Here is a 17,208-nt window from a genome sequence, read left to right as displayed (position 1 = left end):
TATCTTAAAAATACTTTGTATTGCAGATCATACAAGTTTCTTAGGGTCAAGAACTCCTGTCAGCACTGCTGTAACCTTAACGGTTCCTTCGAGGGATTCATCAATTTTTGCGCCCCACACGATTCGTCCTGTATTTGGCGCCTTCTGGAGAATGATCTCACCTGCTTGCGTTACTTCACCCAGTGTCATGTCTTCGCCGCCTGTAATATGAATAAGTACACCATATGTCCCTGAAATATCAGATACATCAAGAAGCGGCGATGCAAGAGCCAGTTCAACTGCTTTCTGTATGCGTTTCTCCCCTTGCGCCTGCCCTATCCCGACAGCTGATATTCCTCCGCGCTCAACTATGCTTCGAAGGTCTGAATAATCAAGGTTCACAAGACTTGCATTTGTAATTGTTTCAGAGATATTCTTTATGAACGCACCCACAAACTCATTCGCTACGGCAAAACCTTCTCGTAAAGGCAAAGATCCGGCAATATCCCTCAACCTTGAATTATCTATCACGACCAGGGAATCGCAATTATTGGCAAGGGATTTAATTCCGCTGATAGCTTTCTTTCTCCGTGAAAGTTCATAACTGAATGGCATCATGACGCATCCTATGGTCAATATCCCTGCTTCCTGTGTTGCCTCAGCAACTATATGCGCAGCGCCTGTGCCTGTACCTCCACCCATTCCCGCTATAATGAATATCAGTGTTGAACCAGCAAGTTCCTTTTTTATTTCCTTTATGCTTTTTCTTGCCGCTTCTGTACCTCTTTCTGCATAACCGCCGCACCCTTTTCCCCCATAAGCCTCTTCTCCCATTATGATCTTTACATCGGCTTTCACTTCTAATAAATGAGGAGCATCAGTATCCGCTGAGATAATTTTGATTCCTGCTATCTCTTTTTGGGCTATCCATGAGACTATGTTACAGCCCGCTCCACCAAGACCAATGATCGCTACTGTGGGTTTTGCTGCTTTTGCCAGCTCTGATATTCTTGAATCAAGTGTCATGAAAATCTCCTCCGGAAATGTTATCTTTGTACCTTAATTATTAACCTTTTTATCTCTGTATTAAGATATATAGTTAACCAATGGATATGCTTCAGAAAAAATTTATATAATAAGCAGTACAATCAATAGATTGGAGGTTAGAAATAATGTTTAACACACATAGATTTAGAAAGTGCTCGAGTTGCGATGGCAAGGGGTGGAGATACAAACCTGCTTATGCCCAGCTTGTTAAATGGCTGGGTTCACCAGCTAAGAAGCGTTGTGAAATGTGCAGTGGCTTAGGGGCTATATAAGTCCATCTCAAAAATCTCCTCTTTTTTCCAGTTCCAGTATTAATATTCACATCTTTGCGCTCTTCGCGAGCTTTGCAGTGTATGATTTTTTCCACGATATCCTTTCTTCGCCTGAATATATATACAGGTCAGGTTTCCTTACAAATGCCACGAGAGTCATCCCGACCATTTTTGAAAGCCGAACTCCGGTACTTAAAGGCGCAGCCTTGCTCACAACGATAGGAATCCCGGCACGCGCCGCCTTTGCCACCATCCCGCCTGAAAGCCTTCCGGTGGTTACAAGGGCGCAATTCGAAAGGTCTCTACCTGAAAGTAGCGCTGCTCCGGCAGCTTTGTCAACGGAACACGCCCTGCTGACATCCTCAGAAAACGATACGATATCGCCTCCTTCAGTGCAAATAAGCGAGGAATGCGTGCCGCCAGTCCGTCTCCATATTTTCCCCTGCTCTTTTATTTGCTCGATAGCATTCAGCAGCACTTCTTTTTTCATCCGGACGCTTGATGATATGGATTCAATCCCTTCCCATGAAGACTTGATGCCTATGCAGCCTGAGCTTCTGACTTCCTTCCATAGTTCAAGCTCACCGGCATCAATTGTGCTTTCGCAAAAAACGGTATTTTCCTGTACATTTATTGAACGTATATCCCCGATTCCCTTAAGCACACCCTCACATACAAGAAACCCGGCAGCAAGTTCACGAAGTTTTCCCGGAAGGGCAAGAAGGGTAACGAGGTGGCGCCCGTTCAGCATGATCTTTATGCTTTCTTCTTCCACAACATCCAGCTCGAGTTCTTTTCTATCTGATCCGGAAATTTCCATACACTTTGTCAAAATATATGGGGCAGAAGGATCATGCGCCTCATCCTTCCAGTAACTTGTCCATTTTCCTGCTTTTTCAGCGTGCCAGTTAGCTTTCATTCGCATGCTAAAAGTGCAGTAATGTATAAACGTATTTCCTATTTATCTCACACGAGATGTAATTATTATAAGTCCTTGACATTATTTTTCTTAGATATTATTCTACAACCTTATATCGTATAATAGTTTTAAAACCCTCTAAAAATAACTGAACTGACAAGAAGCTGGCTGACTTACGCCAAGAATTCTGGCGGTTTCTTCCCGTTTTAATCCATGGATTTGATCTTAGATTTCTTCTGCCTGCTCTTTTGTCCATCTTTGAATCAATGAATCAATCATTACACATTCGGTTTGAAAACCATCATTTACATCCTGCCATGGTGGAATCGCCAAAATTCCCTGATTCTTGATTCCATTCCCACGTATCTCGTGAATGTGGTTGACAATAGGAGTTATCCTTAGCAAGTTTAATTATTCTCTGCATTATTTTAACTACAGGTCTTTTTGCATTTCCATTGGAGTCAAATTCATTACTCGAATTTAATATAATATATCCAAACAATATATTCAAAAGTTTAGGTTTATCCAGATCATAATTGAGTTTTTCTTTGAAAAGTTTCCCCAGGGGATTCCTTTCTTTGGAGTAGAGTTTTTCGCATTCTTGGATTTCATAAATCATAAATGTATATCTTCTGTCACAAAATTCTGACATAGCCTTAGCAATTTCTTCATGGTTAAAATTGTCGAATTCTATATTCTTATTCCATAATTGGATATATTCTTCTTTCGTAACTTTTCTTTTTGGATAGCGTTTGGATGTTAAACCAATAAGTTTGTGTTTAATTTTAAATACGCGTCCTTCATTATCTAAAACTACAAAAACAATGGTTTGTCTAAAATGATAATCATCAATGAATTTCTCTAAAGCACCAGATTTTTCCGTACTTTTTTCACCTTCAAATCCCCCTATGCCATGTATATTTATAACTTCGATACCTAATGTTGAAAAAGAAATCCCAAAGAGTTCTTTGGCAAGCCGAGGGAATTGTTCTTCTTCCCCATTACCCTCAACTACAAGAATTAACTTAGGCCTTGGGTTGAGATGGTATTCATTGGCAAGAAATTCTAAATATTGCAATTCGTCATTCGTAACCTCTTTTCCATATCTTCGTTCTTTCCAATTATTATACAATTCATCTGGAGAGGGTAATTTTATGCCCGTTAAGTCTTCATAGAAAAATCGCAACATTTTTTCCATCGAATGAAGAGTTTGAGCAAACAAGGCTTTACCTTTCAATTTTTTCTTCTTTTCTATAGAAACAAAATTGATAAGATCATACCATATTTCCAAAGGATCAATATCATTAGCATATGTAGCCGTCAGTTCTTGTAAATGTTTCAGTTCATCAATGCCAATTCCGATATCTAAAAGTACTTTTTTAGCATCCCAGTTACGGCAATATTCATGCCAATTCTTATAATGATAAAATTTATCGTATCCAGGTACTTGGATTGTCCGCTTATCTGATTGTGTTAAGGGGAAATATCTATTTGAAATTATTTGACAAATTATTACAGCTTTTTCTCCTCTAATCCCATTTTTCTTTAAACTGTCAATAGTTAATTTTGACCAGCTTGAAATGTTTTCTATCAATTTATTAATTGTTTCAATATCATAATCGACCCACCATTCAAACCCTATATGACAACATTCAGTTGATTGGATTAGATTGTAAAGGCTATAACATTGAAAAATTGAATAGAAATTTTCCATTTTTCTATTTTCATCAAAAAATGTCTTCCATTTTTGGAAAGGTCTGGATGACGGCTCCCATAAGAATCCTTCTTTTAACCAGTTACTCGGATCTTCTCCAAATGAAAAATAAACATAATTTTCTTTAGTGTCTCCTGACCAATCTTCACCTTCTTTCAATGGCCCTAAATCTCGATATGCACTGCCTTCGTTAATATATTCGACTTTAATTTTTATTTTCGGATTCTGAACACGCGCAATAGGATAAAAAATTCCCAACTTTTCAAATTGCTCTAATTGTTCTTTTGATGTTACAATGCCGCAATCATTGCAATATGAAATGAATCTATCTGTTGAAAGAAAAGGATCAGTTAAAAAGGATTCATTCTTAATTATGTATTCCAGATTTATTTTTTCATTTATGGGCATATTTATTAATCATTTTGTTAAGTTCATTTTGAATACTTTATAATAGCTTATAAACAATAAAGTAATCCTTAACCACATTTTAATCCTTCCGTGCCCATCTCACTTGCAGCCTCAAGAATATCTATCATATATTCTCTGTCACGCTGCATAAACAGCCTCCGCCGAACTCAAAATAGCGTTTTTCCGAATATAATTCCTGCTGGATTCAATTCCCCTGCGGCTGACTATATCCACTTCACGTCCAAAAATCTCTTTAAGTTCTTTTTCCATGTGGATGAGATCGAACAGTGTATGCTTTGCATCTTCGCTGAAAGTCACAAGTACATCAATGTCGCTGTCCGGACGAAAATCATCGCAGAGTACCGAACCGAAAAAAGCGAATTCACGTATTTTCCACTTTTTGCAGAATTCTGCTATGGTTTCTTTGGGGATGTTTATGCGGGGTGTGGTCATTGAGTGCCTCAACATTTTGTTTTTATATATTTCATTACATCTCATTAAATATATCCTTGCCAGTGGAGACTTTCTATTACATTTTCAGTTTGATATATAAAAATATAACAAAGAACCCGAAAGGCGATTTCGTGAATGGCTGGAAATATACAGGCACACCATCCAGCCTGTAGAACGTACCGTCGCATTCCATGGCGTCGATAACGCCGGGCAATACGACATCAGAAGCCAGTGTTGTCGGGCACGGAGCGATGTCAATACATGCCATGGGTATTTCCTTCAGGTATTCCGCGCATGTTGCAGGGAAATGAGAAACAAGGTCAGCCGACATTACAAATGCGGCATCTACGTCCCTTTCCCTTAGCACGTCAACAGATGTGAATTCACCGAGATTGTATATCGGGAAACCTTGTGAGAAGTCAAGCCCGAAGATACCAGATAGGATTTAATACCATAAATGCCATTATTACCATGCTGGTAAATATGGAAATAGTAACGATAGACAATGCAGGAAGGCTCGTCATTCCCGAATTCATTCGGAAAAAATTACATTTAACAAAAAATGTGCCGCTTCTTATTACTGAATTGGATGATGATAAAATATTGATCAAAAAACTGGATAGAGATGAAATTGAGAAAAAGCTCAGAGAGGAACTTAAAGGAGCAGATATAAATCAAATAGTTTCTGAAGTTAGAACCGAAGTGCATGAAGTCGCCAAAAAGAGATATGCAGCAATTCTTGGTTGATACAAATTTATTTGTTGCAGCGATCAAGAATCCCGAAAAGAAAGCTGGTGCTCTTGACTTAATTTTGGAACTTATATCAAATAGGGAAATTCATCTTGTGGGCAACGACCTGCTTTTATTGGAATTCGATAAGTATTCCGAGAAATTTAAATCCGGAACAACGACCTATTTGATAGAAAAATTAAAAGATAAAATGGAAGTTGTTGAAGTCGGTGAAAATTATATCAAAACATGTTCACAATACATTACAAAAAATAATATTGTTGATATTATTCATGCAGCCACATGTCTTCAGGAAAATGCGATATTGATTACTAACGACAAACATTTTGATAGAATATCGAAAGAGAATATTATACAAGTTTGGAATATAAGTAGTGCAATAAAGAATCTTTTATGATCAACCCGTGTCGCCAACGCATTTTGGTAAGCGGAGTGAAATAAAAAACTCGAAAAAAGTACCCCCGAATCCGTAACCAACTCACAAACCTCCAGCCAGAGTTAGTTCCGGGTCCGTATCAGTTCGCTGTTTATCTCAACCTCTTTATCTTCTCAAATAACTGTTTCATCGTATCCTCATTACTCTGCGTGAACCCGAAAGGCGATTTCGTGAATGGCTGGAAATACACAGGCACATCATCCAGCCTGTAGAACGTACCATCGCATTCCATGGCATCGATAACACCGGGCAATACGACATCAGAAGCCAGTGTTGTGGGGCACGGGGCGATATCAATGCACGCCATGGGTATCTCCTTTAAGTATTCCGCGCATGTTGCAGGAAAGTGAGAAACAAGGTCAGCAGACATTACAAATGCGGCATCTACATCTTTTTCCCTTAGCACATCAACAGACGTGTATTCGCCGGGATTGTATCTCGGGAATCCGCGCGCAAAGTCGATCCCGAACGGGTAGCCATAAAGATAAGAAGCTATCTGGTTAAATCCTGCGACATTGCAGTGACCGCGTAGAGCTCCTATTACGAACTTGGTGTGGTTATTGAGTTCCTTTACAAGGTTAAACGCAAGCTCTGCATTCCTGTGCTTCCCGTATGAGGATGCAATACCCAGTCCCACATATATCGCCCCGAAGTTTGTGCTTTTCATCATCCCAAGCATTTCTTCCATAGTAGAAATGGGAACGCCGGTTATTTCCTCAACCGAAGGATGCGGTTTCTTACCGTGCAGAAGCGTGAGGAGAGCAGAGAGCAGTTCATAATCCGTATTGGGCTTAAGCTGTATATGCAGATCAGAGGCTTCGGCGGTGATACTTCTTCTCGGATCCACTGTAATTATGGTCCTGTCAAACCTCCCGCGCTTTGTCCAGTATCCCCGCGGGAAAACGCTGTAACGCGACATGTGCCTTGGCATGGATTCAAGCGGGTTTGTCCCCCAGTAAATCGCAAGGCTACCCCTCTGCTTTGGCTGCCCTGCTGTGGACCCTACTCTTCCTGCTTCCTGTATGCCCATGGCAGTCGGGCCGTGGCATTCGGTGGCATTGGAATCAACAACTGCACCAAGGTACTCGGCAATATGCAGACCCACTTCCATGGCTTCGCATGAAGTCTCACTGCCCATAAAGAGCAGGGGACGCTTTGCATTCACCAGTATTTCGGCAGCCCTGTCCAGCGCCTCATTCCATTGCGCTTTCCTGAATGTTCCATTTTCTTTAATCTGAGGCTCCCTTATCCTGTGGTGGCTCACAAGCTCATGGAACTTGGCATTACCCATCTTGCATGCGTTCTTTACATTGATGTTTTCACCATTGTAATCCACCTGGATATCATCACATGATGCCCCGCACACAGGGCAGATTATATTCTTGCTGACCATGTTATCTCCTTCCTGCATAGACTTTTAATACGATATCCTCTGAAGTTCTCACTTCTTCCTCCGTGGCTTCTATGAACACCGGACTTCCTTTATACAGAGGAGAACCTGTCGAGAAGGTCTCAGGTTCCACCACCACATTAGCCCATATCGCTCTTGGCATGAATATCATCTCTTCTGCTACAGAATCTTCGCACTTTGCAGTGACAACGACTTCACGGGTTTCATCATTTGAAATCACTTTTATCCTTTCAGGACAGCCCAGTTCTTTGAATATCCTGGGATGAATCACTGCCACAGCGCATTCCTTCTGGTATTCCGGTGAAAGCTTGTCTCCTCCTTTGGCAAGCCTTCCTTCATTTATCGTGCTTCCTGAATTCAATAATACCCGGAGTCTCATTTTCCCACCCCCTCATTGGCTTCTTCTGATGTAAACAGAATTCCTTTTGGGTTCTTGCTTATCGCAAAGTCGCCTGTGAACTTCCCAAATTCGCCTGATAGTACTGTTTCACCGATTTTTGGGTTTTTCTCAGTTCCCATATAATCAAAGCCTGGCGAAAACTGTCTGATTTTTCCGCACACAACGAATGTGCCTCCTGACATCTGGGCACCTGCGCCGCGGATCGCATCACCTTTTACCACAATAAGACCGCTATTCATTCGTATCCCCGCAAAGTTCTCAACATTTCCGCCAACATGTATCTCTCCTCCGCTCATTCCGCCTCCGAGCTGGCTCTTTGCGCTTCCGTCAATGATTATTTTACCTCCGTTCATTCCCCGCCAGCTTCCCCTGTAGGCACATCCTACATGGTCGCCTGTATTTCCGGTTATGTGCAGGGTCCCGCCTTTCATCTCCATACCTGCCCATGATCCTGCATTCCCTTTCACAAGAATGCTTCCCCCGATCATCTCTGATCCCACATGCATGCCTGCCGAACCGTCTATCACTATCTCGCCGGCTTTCATACCATGCCCGATATGCTTTACCCTGGATACATCGCCTTCGATAATGATCTTCATATCTGCGGCAGCTCTCGCGCTCCCATCAACATCAAAGAATTCGGAAAGAGAGAGTTGTTTTGATCCCTGCCAGACGATCAACTGTCCAATTTCACCCTTTGTCTTTCCCGCAAAGATATCCGGGTTAATGACCTCTGCCTCAACCATTATATCGATGCTGCCTTTTGGCCTCAGTATTACTTCGTTCATCGGTTCACCTTCCCACGATCGCTTCAATGGGTTTATTTACCTGCACAGGCGAAGGGTTGCGAATATACTTATCAGGCACAGGGTAATTCGCAAAGCCCAGAGTATAGTACTTGAACCATTGTTTAACATCTTTTAGCATTTCTTTCTCAATCCCGTCGTCTGTATGCGGTTCACTGAAGAATGTCCTGCCCTGTGGAACCGACATTATCTCTCCGTTTTGCGCCACAACCCCGCCGTCCTTTATAGTGTAAGCGGCATTCTGGAATCCTTTCGTGATCTTTGTATAATCGTTCACATCGAATTTCGTCGGATCGAAATCATATATGGTTACATCCCCATCAGCTCCCGGACTGAGATGCCCTTTCCTGTGTGCTATTCCCACAGTCCTCGCTGGATTTGCACGTGTCAGGATCGCTATTTCGTACAGAGTCATTTCGCGATCTACACCGCCAAGGCTGCTCCTGTCCTGCGCCCACTTGTGACATTCTGCAAAAGTGGCTTGCCTTGCTTTCTCTGACATGAGCCATGTGATCACCTGCGGGTACCTGGTAAAAGGCCCTCCGTTGGGGTGGTCTGTGGTCATAATGGTCTTCCATGGATCATTGACCATAAGCAAAAGCTCTAAGCCGATCGCCCATTCAACGCTGTGAACAGGATTTGCTTTCAGGTAATTGAATGAAAGTATACCTGAACCGCATTCAAGCTCAATATCTTTATTAGACCACTTGTTGCCTGTAAGCTGGTAGAGATGATGTATGGCTGGCCCGTCTCCTGTCATTACGGTTGCTGGCCCGAATGGTACTGCCCCATTATCAATAACCACATGATCGGTTTTATTTACATAATCTACCAGGCCTTTTGCTCCTGACTCAAAATCCCCCCATGATGTGCCGCCAAAAGAATTGAACTGGGCATGCGCCAGATATACGCTCTGTTTTCTCTTTGGGTCGATTTTTGTCTCTTGCCATTCCACATCCATTTTGCACTCCACCTTAACATCGCGTGTTATTTCAAGGGAATCTCTTGTTACCTCCCAGCATCCGGGATTTCCCAGGTTGTTGGCATGAAGGTGCAGCGACATTGGCATTCCAAGCATTTCATTCACTTCTGCAAGCCCGTGGATAATTTCCCCGGGTGTGATCCCAAAATGTATGTTTGGCTCGTCAAGGGATTTTGTAACATCCACTCCCCAGCCCCAGTTCTCAACTCCAGCCGGATTGACGCATTTTATGCCATAAGCTTTATGCGTTTTCATCATCCAGGCAACGTAAGCCGCAGCTTTCTCGATATTCCCTTCTTTCAGGTAGCGCATTATGAACCAGTTATTGCCAAGCACAAGGTACCCGCCCATATCAAGGATCGGGGTTGCACGCATCTCTTCATGGGTATGCCGCGCTTCCATCGGAGGTATTGCTGCCTCAAAAACAGTGGTATATCCCATTTTTGCATAATCATAACCCTGTACATACACCGAAGGCACGGTATTCCCGCTCCCGCTATGGGTGAGATCAGTTTTCTTTGTAACCCATTTGTAGCGGTCTTCAGGACACATCATCCTTCCGCCGTTAACTTTGGCACCTGCTACATGGGAATGCGAATCAACACCCCCTGGCATCACGGTTTTACCTTTCGCATCAATTATCTTTGCATCCCGTAAACTATTGCCTTTTATTTCTTCTACGATCTTTCCATTTTTTATAAAAACATCCTTTATTTCCCCGTCTATTTCATTCAATGGATCAAAGACATACCCATTTCTAATTACAACTGTACCAGGCATTACGCCACCTCCTTTTTCTCAAGCCGTATAGCCTCTGTGGGGCAAATCAGGCTGCATGTGGCACACGAACCGCATACTTCCTGATCAACAACTTTCACTTTTCCGTTCTCAACCTCAAGCAGGGGTTTCGTATCGAGTTCATTGAGATGGCCTGCTGCAAGATATGGGTCCGACAGGGAGTTAACAGGACAGGCGATAATGCAATTGCCACAGCCAAGGCATGCTTCTTCATCAGTGATAAGTGTCGAGGTCAGCAAAGGTCTTGGAGTGGGCTGCGCTGTAAGCTTTTTCTCAAATATCTGCTTTTTGTTCATGTCAGGTAGTATTGCAGTCTTCTTTACTGTTATTGCTCCCACAGGACAGGCTACAGAGCATGCGCCGCAGTATATGCAAGCATCCTTCCTGTGTGTCACTTTCTCAATCCTCTCGCCGGCCTTCCACTCCTTGTTGAACAGGGCATTGCAGGGACAGGTATCCACACATGTGCGGCACGCCTGGCACACATTCTCATCACGCGAGAATTCGCCTGAAAAGGGTTTTTCCATTGTTATGGCTTCAACAGGGCATATCTGGGCGCACCATCCGCAGTGCACGCAGCTTTTCAGATCGATGATGGTTTTGCCATCCATGCGTAGATTTGCATCCTGCGAAAGTTTGCGATTTTGAACTTCTATGCACTCCTGAGGGCATACTTCTTCGCACATCCCGCATTTCACACATTTTTCATTGACAAGCGTGGGTTTCAATGCGCCATATAGATAAGAGTTATCAATCTCGGCTTTGCCAGCTTTTCTCACTTCAAGTGCGCCAGTCGGGCATACCTTCGAACACATGCTGCATATTGTGCATCCTCCGCCTCCTTTCGAAAGGAAGTCCTTATTGATAAGACCCCGCGCCACCGCCCCCACAGAGCCAATCACGATATCTTCTTTCGGGCAGATCATCGTACATGTAGCACATCCTATACACTTTTCCGGAAGATATACCAGTGTCTTATCTTCCTTCGTTTGAAATATAACCTCTTTCATATTTTACTCCTTAAAACTCCATTATTTTCCATACACGAAAGGCATAAAGCCTCATCTTTTGCCCCATCGTTTTTCTTAACAAAACTCTCACCGCAATTAATGCAAAGAGTTATGCGTTTTTCAGGTTTTTCCTGCAATTCGATGTCCATAATATCATATGTGTAGACACCTTCCCTGGCATCTATCAGGATGGATATCGCTTCCTCATGAGGAACTTTGCATAGTTTCATGTACCACTCATGCAGCCTGGGATATTGTGCGGTTTTTGCAGGATCAAGCATTATCCTGACACTTCTGACAGGTTTCTTATCAACATCTGCTTTCTTGTTAACTATCACAGCCATCTTTCCATGATCCTTGATCTTCAATTTCTTGTTCCCGATAGTGCATCCTGCAAGGACCTGGAACGGGTCAGGAAGGCAGTTGTACGTTTCACAGGTGACATAGAGCTGCTCTCCAGGATCAGCATCAAGCACCCTTTTTGCAATGTTGAGCATCTGGATGCCGATGAATGCTCCGGTGCTTAAGTATCCATGAAATGAACTTACCCGCTCTATCTGGAAAAGAAGATAGGGATCGGTGATTTTTTTTAAAACATTTTCCATCGGGATTTTATTTCCTGCTTCTACTTCGAAGGGATTGCCATAATCCGAATGAATACAAACATCAGGTGCAGCCTGATTCAAACCTGTCACCTCAGTTCAGGGACTTGTTACATTCCCGGCATCTTCCTCAGGCACGAATAGCGCCTCCCCGAATTCATCCTTGCCATAATTCCTTATTATATCCTGTCCTTCCGGAGATGTCGCATAATTGATATACTTCATGGCAAGGTCGTATTTCACATTCGGGAATTTGGCAGGGTTCACAGCCATGACATGATATGGATTGAAAAGGTATTTCAGGTCAGATTCGAAAAGAATCTTCAATTTTATTTTATCCTTCATTGCAAGATATGTTCCCCTGTCCGAGAGTGTATAACCATTCTTGATGTCAGCGGTTGTGATCGTGTCTCCCATGCCTTTGCCCACTGACTGGTACCAAGTTCCTGCAGGTGTGATATTGGCGGCTTTCCAGATTGATTTTTCCATTACGTGAGTGCCTGACTCATCACCACGGGAAATAAAAGGAGCCTGTTTTGCTGCGATTTTACGAAAAGCATCAGTAGCATTGCTGGCATCTTTTATCCCTGCCGGGTCGTTCTCAGGTCCGATTATCACGAAATAATTGTACATCATATAAGTGCGGTTGATGAAACTGCCGTTGGCGACAGCTTTTAATTCGGACTGGACTGCATGCACCATCAGAACGTCTGCTGCTCCGAGTTCGCCTGTAGCTATTGCTTTTCCTGTGCCCTCGCATATCGTTGATATATTTACATTATTTTCTTTCTCGAACCTTTTGTTAAATACATCGAGTAATCCGGTATCGCAGGTTGAAGTTGTAGTAGCCAGACGCAGCTTCTGCGGGGCAGATACTGTGGATATTGTTGATGATGGAGTTGTTGTATTCCCGGCCGGTGCCTGCTGGACACATCCGGCAAATAACGACATTAAAACCAATGCTAATAATATGTGTGCAAATAGATTTTTCATATAATTACCGCCTTATATTCGTTTGAACATAACGCTATTGTAAATAAATTCTTCGAAAAACTTCTCAATCTTAGTTCAGCATGTTTTACATAATATCCGGGCTATCAAAATATTATGACAATCGAACAAAATGAAAAATTCAAACGACAACCAGCTCTCAGGCTCTTTGCTGCTGAGCTGGCAGAATCCAAACAAACGATAACCGAACACGTTGACGGGAGAGATTACGATAGTCGCTACCAGCTAACGCCGTCCGGGGTTAAAGTAAAAAGAGTCTTTATGACAGGTGTTCTTGTAGAAGTCGATAATGTCGAATCTTCAGGAGACTATCTGCGAGGCAGAATAATTGATCCGACAGGAGCATTCAACGTGTACGCGGGCCAATACCAACCAGATGCTTTACGAGCCCTATCCGGTTTCACTATACCCTGCTTCGTAGCAGTAGTTGGTAAAGCTAATGCATACAGACCTGATGAAAAAACAACAATTGTATCCATAAGACCTGAAACTATCGTTGAAATCGATGCAAAAACACGGGATTACTGGATTAAAGAAACCGTATCCAGGACCATAGAACGGGTTGAAAGAAGCCAGCTACCGGAGACAGAAAAAGAAAAATACAGGCAAATTTGCAGGAACGCTTTAACAAAACTCATCGATTTGCCACAGGAGATAAGTAAATATCTACCGGAGATTCCGAAAGAACCAATGGAAACAACAGCATCAGCAGAACAAACAGTACCAACAGAACCTCATCAAGGGGATATTCCTGCCAGCCCACTTATTGAACAATCTATTCGAAAGGATGAACAATCGGACGAAGTGAGAACAAAAATATTGTCCTTAATGATAGAAGTAAGTGACAGAGTGCCCCAGAAGGTAGTAAGCTACATAGAGCTTGTGGAAACTGCAAGGGAAATTCTGGGTATTAAAGAAGAAACGGCTATTGAAGCCATTAAAAGGCTCATGGATGAAGGTAGATGCAATGAACCTATAGTTGGATTCCTCCACCCGATTATAAATGAAGAAGAACCGCTAGCTGCGTCATCATCTACTTCTGAAATAGATACAGAACGTGACTCTGAAAATCTGAACCCACAAGAAATAAAAGAACATAAAACCCGACTCAATAACCCGGTAAAATCACGGAAAAGAAAAAAGAAAACCGAAGAGAAAGTGATGAGGAAGACTCAAAAAGCACTTTTCCCATCCGAATAGCATGTTCAGGTGATGTTCCTGCTTGTTCCCGCTTCGAATCAAGCCCTAAAGTTCAAATTATACAATTAAAATTGTTACAAACATAACATTTAAATATGATGTATTTGTCATTTAACGCATGAAATGGATATTACTGATAATTAAATCTACAAATGTTTCATCAAGAGACCGGATGTTTATCTGGCGAAATATAAAAAACACTGCCGCTGTTTCGTTATCTCATTCAGTATATTTATTACACGACACTGAGGAAAACAGGATTATCGCCTTAAATATTGAAGAAATAGTACATGAAAGAAATGGTGAAGTTTTACAGTTTTTTGCAGATACTTTTAATGAAGGGAAGGAGCAGAAGTTAAATAAACTGATTGCAGAAGAAATTGGTGCGGAAATTAAGGAATTTTCTAATGAATGTGAAGATTTTATTTCTGATGTAACTAAAAGAATTTCAAATAAAAAATTCAAGGTCTTTGAACTGGAAGAATTGAGCGATGATATTCATAAACTTGATCGATGGAGAATAAAGCTGATCCGGAAACATGGTCTTGACACAACTAATATAGGGATTTTGAATGAAGAAATCAGGAAATGTAAAGAACGATTAAACGAATTTGAAGATAAAGTCCTTCAAAAAGGCAAAGCAGCAGGTCAATAGACAGCTTATGCTCATTGATGCTTTTTACCTGTCTGTTGATTATCTTCTTACTATAATTCCGGTAATGGTGATAGGAGTTGTAGCAGCGGAATTCCTGGTAGAGATCGGCTGGATACACAAGATAGGCTTTATGGTTTCACCATTGACAAGATTTGCACATTTGCGCGAAGAATGCAGCATAAGTTTCATCACAGCATTCGGTTCTCCGGCTGCATCCAATTCGATGCTCAAAAAATTATATGATGATGGACTTATCGAACGAAAAGAGCTGATTGTAGCTTCATTGATAAATTCGTTTCCATCCATAATAATGCACTGGAGAACGCTGTTGCCGGTTTTTATTCCTCTTCTCGGAATGGCAGGAATGATCTACCTGGGAATTCTCACTGCTGTCGGCCTCTTAAGGACGCTTGTCACTTTATTGATCGGACGTTTCCTGCTGAGTGAGAAGCAGTATGTACCGAATAATATAATCCATCAACCGCATTCGTTTTCAAAATCCTTAAAAATGAGTTTTGAAAAGTCGAGAAAAACAATATACAGGATTATTACAATGACCGTTCCGGTCACAATACTTGTTTTCGTCATGATCGATGCAGGATTTTTCGAAGTGCTGGCATCTTTCTTAAAAGAACATGCTGTTTTCGTGCCTGTTCCGGGAGAAGCACTACCGATAATAGCCGCACAATTTACAGCCAATATTGCAGCATATACCATTGCCGGAAACCTGTTATCTACAGGAATACTTAACACGAAAGAAATAGTAGTGTCTTTACTTGTTGGAAAGATCCTTTCAAGCATTATGAGTATAAGAATCCTGATCCCATATTATGTGGGAATATTCGGCTCAAAACTTGGAACACAAATTATGATCTATTCTGCATTACTCAGGGAGGGAATATTGATCATTGCTACTGTTATGCTTGCGATGTTCTGGCAGGGCTGAATTTTGTCCCGAAAGCCACATTAAATCGATAGATTTATACAGGGTGATAACTAAAGACTTTGTATGAAATGCAAAGAGTGTGGCCATGAATTTACTGGTAATACAAAATTCTGTTCTGAATGTGGAGAATCTGTTCGTGGCGATAGCAGGGGGAGAAGGGATGAAATTTTAAAAACAGAGGGATGGTATATTTGCAAACAGGGAAACCTATAATCTGCACAGACTGTAACCATAAAATAGAGGGTGAGTATTTTGTGCAAAAAAAGAATGGCAATGAGGAATATTATCATCCTTATTGTGCCAAAAAATACGGAAAAATAAAGTTGCCAATCCAGATAAGATTTACCCTGAGTTTAATATTATATAAATTATTAGATATATTTCAACTTCTGGATGTTTTTCATTATCATCTATCTTAAAAATCTTTATAACAGCTCTTATATTCAATCAACAATTATTTATGGTATTTTCAGCGACTTTGTGTAATAAGTGAGGTTTTGAAGGGACTTTTTCCAAAGGCGTGGTGAGGGATAGTCATATATAGTATAGATGTTATAACAATGTTATAACATGATTAAAACAATCAGGAAAATAGGAAACAGCAAAGGAATAATAATTCCGGAATATATCTTGCAGGAAATAGGTTCTCCTGTGGCAGTAAACATAACTTTAACCGAAGACGGCATACTTCTAAATCCAGTATTCGAGAAGCCTGTTAGCCGTAAGCCACGGAATATGGATGAAACTAATGGATTTTATAATTTGATGAAATCAAAAATTGAAGACAATATCGATAAAGGAAAAACCACATGGGTAAGTAAAAAGATAATGGAGAGAAAACTGTGACATCAGAACTGCAAAAGGTTGCATCCATACAAAATTTAGTCGATAAAAAACTATATTTTATGGGACTCTTAACACGGGAAGCTGAAAAAAAGAGAAGTGCAGCCTATCGTTGTTGGAGAGTCAGCCGTTGATTTTTATACAGAAGGGATTTACCCAAGTTATGATATTGATTTAGTGAGCAACAGAAAAAAAATTGGTGAAATATTAGAAACAGTATTCGGTTTTAAACCAAACGGAAGACACTGGATAAATGAGCAGATAGGTCTTTCTGTAGAAGTACCAAGCAGTCATTTAGCAGGAAACAAAGATAAGATAAATACAATACGAATTGAAGGTATAGAGGTTCGTGTAATTGGAATTGAAGACTTGATAATAGACCGTCTTAATGCATGTATTCACTGGAAGTCTATAAGAGATTGTGAGCAGGCACGGTTTCTGATTCAATATTATAGAAACAGAATTGACTTTAGATATTTGGAGGATAGGTCAAAAAATGAAGGTGTGCTCAAAGTATTCAGAGAAATGTGGTCTCTACAGCCTGAATGAGAAAAAGCGACTGTTTA

General features: G+C 41.3%; 18 protein-coding genes and 1 pseudogene. 7 read left to right on the top strand and 12 right to left on the bottom strand.

What is annotated here, in order from left to right; genetic code table 11:
- Positions 1-27: 27 nt before the first annotated feature.
- The 5 genes and pseudogenes from ftsZ to FIB07_06600 form a co-directional block, all read right to left on the bottom strand.
- Positions 28-1,005, bottom strand: coding sequence for a cell division protein FtsZ (gene ftsZ, locus FIB07_06620; GenBank protein ID NJD52528.1), 978 nt, complete (start codon positions 1,003-1,005; stop codon positions 28-30).
- Positions 1,006-1,344: 339 nt separating this feature from the next.
- The gene (gene fdhD / locus FIB07_06615) at positions 1,345-2,223 is read right to left on the bottom strand and encodes a formate dehydrogenase accessory sulfurtransferase FdhD (protein ID NJD52527.1); all 879 of its coding nucleotides are present in this window, start codon (positions 2,221-2,223) and stop codon (positions 1,345-1,347) included.
- A 295-nt stretch (positions 2,224-2,518) separates the two neighbouring features.
- A complete protein-coding gene (locus tag FIB07_06610) occupies positions 2,519-4,339 on the bottom strand; it encodes a hypothetical protein (protein NJD52526.1) in 1,821 nt (606 codons plus the stop codon).
- A 138-nt stretch (positions 4,340-4,477) separates the two neighbouring features.
- Entirely contained in the window at positions 4,478-4,792 is a 315-nt protein-coding gene (locus FIB07_06605) for a nucleotidyltransferase (GenBank protein ID NJD52525.1), read from the bottom strand.
- 76 nt (positions 4,793-4,868) lie between these two features.
- A pseudogene (locus FIB07_06600) lies at positions 4,869-5,222 on the bottom strand (formylmethanofuran dehydrogenase subunit B).
- Here FIB07_06600 and FIB07_06595 point away from each other — a divergent pair.
- Positions 5,204-5,539 (top strand): hypothetical protein, encoded by a 336-nt coding sequence (locus FIB07_06595; protein NJD52524.1) that lies wholly within the window; start codon positions 5,204-5,206, stop codon positions 5,537-5,539. The pseudogene FIB07_06600 and the gene FIB07_06595 overlap by 19 nt on opposite strands.
- Positions 5,499-5,939, top strand: a complete 441-nt coding sequence (locus tag FIB07_06590) for a PIN domain-containing protein (protein NJD52523.1) — start codon at positions 5,499-5,501, stop codon at positions 5,937-5,939. Before FIB07_06595 ends, FIB07_06590 begins: the two co-directional genes overlap by 41 nt.
- A 130-nt stretch (positions 5,940-6,069) precedes the next feature.
- On the opposite strand, the gene FIB07_06585 is transcribed toward FIB07_06590, so the two are convergent.
- The 7 genes from FIB07_06585 to FIB07_06555 form a co-directional block, all read right to left on the bottom strand.
- Complete coding sequence (locus FIB07_06585; protein ID NJD52522.1) at positions 6,070-7,371, bottom strand: formylmethanofuran dehydrogenase subunit B; 1,302 nt, start codon at positions 7,369-7,371, stop codon at positions 6,070-6,072.
- 1 nt (position 7,372) lies between these two features.
- On the bottom strand, positions 7,373-7,768 hold the full coding sequence (locus FIB07_06580; GenBank protein ID NJD52521.1) for a formylmethanofuran dehydrogenase: 396 nt from the start codon (positions 7,766-7,768) through the stop codon (positions 7,373-7,375).
- Complete coding sequence (locus FIB07_06575) at positions 7,765-8,577, bottom strand: formylmethanofuran dehydrogenase subunit C (protein NJD52520.1); 813 nt, start codon at positions 8,575-8,577, stop codon at positions 7,765-7,767. The genes FIB07_06580 and FIB07_06575 overlap by 4 nt, the downstream gene beginning before the upstream one ends.
- Positions 8,578-8,581: 4 nt before the next feature.
- Complete coding sequence (locus FIB07_06570) at positions 8,582-10,357, bottom strand: formylmethanofuran dehydrogenase subunit A (GenBank protein NJD52519.1); 1,776 nt, start codon at positions 10,355-10,357, stop codon at positions 8,582-8,584.
- On the bottom strand, positions 10,357-11,385 hold the full coding sequence (locus FIB07_06565) for a 4Fe-4S dicluster domain-containing protein (protein NJD52518.1): 1,029 nt from the start codon (positions 11,383-11,385) through the stop codon (positions 10,357-10,359). The genes FIB07_06570 and FIB07_06565 overlap by 1 nt, the downstream gene beginning before the upstream one ends.
- Entirely contained in the window at positions 11,382-11,990 is a 609-nt protein-coding gene (locus tag FIB07_06560) for a formylmethanofuran dehydrogenase (protein NJD52517.1), read from the bottom strand. The genes FIB07_06565 and FIB07_06560 overlap by 4 nt, the downstream gene beginning before the upstream one ends.
- 96 nt (positions 11,991-12,086) lie before the next feature.
- On the bottom strand, positions 12,087-12,980 hold the full coding sequence (locus FIB07_06555) for a tungsten ABC transporter substrate-binding protein (GenBank protein NJD52516.1): 894 nt from the start codon (positions 12,978-12,980) through the stop codon (positions 12,087-12,089).
- Between the two features lie 114 nt (positions 12,981-13,094).
- Here FIB07_06555 and FIB07_06550 point away from each other — a divergent pair, with 114 nt between their 5' ends.
- From FIB07_06550 to FIB07_06530, 5 genes are all read left to right on the top strand, one after another.
- Positions 13,095-14,198, top strand: coding sequence for a hypothetical protein (locus FIB07_06550; protein NJD52515.1), 1,104 nt, complete (start codon positions 13,095-13,097; stop codon positions 14,196-14,198).
- Positions 14,199-14,316: 118 nt separating this feature from the next.
- A complete protein-coding gene (locus FIB07_06545; protein ID NJD52514.1) occupies positions 14,317-14,853 on the top strand; it encodes a hypothetical protein in 537 nt (178 codons plus the stop codon).
- 7 nt (positions 14,854-14,860) lie between these two features.
- Entirely contained in the window at positions 14,861-15,799 is a 939-nt protein-coding gene (locus tag FIB07_06540; protein NJD52513.1) for a nucleoside recognition protein, read from the top strand.
- Positions 15,800-16,369: 570 nt separating this feature from the next.
- Positions 16,370-16,645, top strand: coding sequence for a hypothetical protein (locus FIB07_06535; GenBank protein ID NJD52512.1), 276 nt, complete (start codon positions 16,370-16,372; stop codon positions 16,643-16,645).
- 96 nt (positions 16,646-16,741) lie between these two features.
- Positions 16,742-17,191 (top strand): hypothetical protein, encoded by a 450-nt coding sequence (locus FIB07_06530; protein NJD52511.1) that lies wholly within the window; start codon positions 16,742-16,744, stop codon positions 17,189-17,191.
- Positions 17,192-17,208 lie beyond the last annotated feature (17 nt).

Source organism: Candidatus Methanoperedens sp., from assembly GCA_012026795.1.
In the GTDB taxonomy this organism is placed as follows: domain Archaea; phylum Halobacteriota; class Methanosarcinia; order Methanosarcinales; family Methanoperedenaceae; genus Methanoperedens.
Note: the sequence above shows the minus strand (reverse complement) of the source record. Positions and strands in the feature narration are given on the sequence as shown.

Coding starts and splice junctions, on each gene's coding strand:
- ftsZ (NJD52528.1), bottom strand. CDS start 1,005: ATGACACTTGATTCAAGAATATCAGAGCTGGCAAAAGCAGCAAAACCC.
- fdhD (NJD52527.1), bottom strand. CDS start 2,223: ATGCGAATGAAAGCTAACTGGCACGCTGAAAAAGCAGGAAAATGGACA.
- FIB07_06610 (NJD52526.1), bottom strand. CDS start 4,339: ATGCCCATAAATGAAAAAATAAATCTGGAATACATAATTAAGAATGAA.
- FIB07_06605 (NJD52525.1), bottom strand. CDS start 4,792: ATGACCACACCCCGCATAAACATCCCCAAAGAAACCATAGCAGAATTC.
- FIB07_06590 (NJD52523.1), top strand. CDS start 5,499: ATGAAGTCGCCAAAAAGAGATATGCAGCAATTCTTGGTTGATACAAAT.
- FIB07_06585 (NJD52522.1), bottom strand. CDS start 7,371: ATGGTCAGCAAGAATATAATCTGCCCTGTGTGCGGGGCATCATGTGAT.
- FIB07_06580 (NJD52521.1), bottom strand. CDS start 7,768: ATGAGACTCCGGGTATTATTGAATTCAGGAAGCACGATAAATGAAGGA.
- FIB07_06575 (NJD52520.1), bottom strand. CDS start 8,577: ATGAACGAAGTAATACTGAGGCCAAAAGGCAGCATCGATATAATGGTT.
- FIB07_06570 (NJD52519.1), bottom strand. CDS start 10,357: ATGCCTGGTACAGTTGTAATTAGAAATGGGTATGTCTTTGATCCATTG.
- FIB07_06565 (NJD52518.1), bottom strand. CDS start 11,385: ATGAAAGAGGTTATATTTCAAACGAAGGAAGATAAGACACTGGTATAT.
- FIB07_06560 (NJD52517.1), bottom strand. CDS start 11,990: ATGGAAAATGTTTTAAAAAAAATCACCGATCCCTATCTTCTTTTCCAG.
- FIB07_06555 (NJD52516.1), bottom strand. CDS start 12,980: ATGAAAAATCTATTTGCACACATATTATTAGCATTGGTTTTAATGTCG.
- FIB07_06550 (NJD52515.1), top strand. CDS start 13,095: ATGACAATCGAACAAAATGAAAAATTCAAACGACAACCAGCTCTCAGG.
- FIB07_06545 (NJD52514.1), top strand. CDS start 14,317: ATGAAATGGATATTACTGATAATTAAATCTACAAATGTTTCATCAAGA.
- FIB07_06540 (NJD52513.1), top strand. CDS start 14,861: ATGCTCATTGATGCTTTTTACCTGTCTGTTGATTATCTTCTTACTATA.
- FIB07_06535 (NJD52512.1), top strand. CDS start 16,370: ATGATTAAAACAATCAGGAAAATAGGAAACAGCAAAGGAATAATAATT.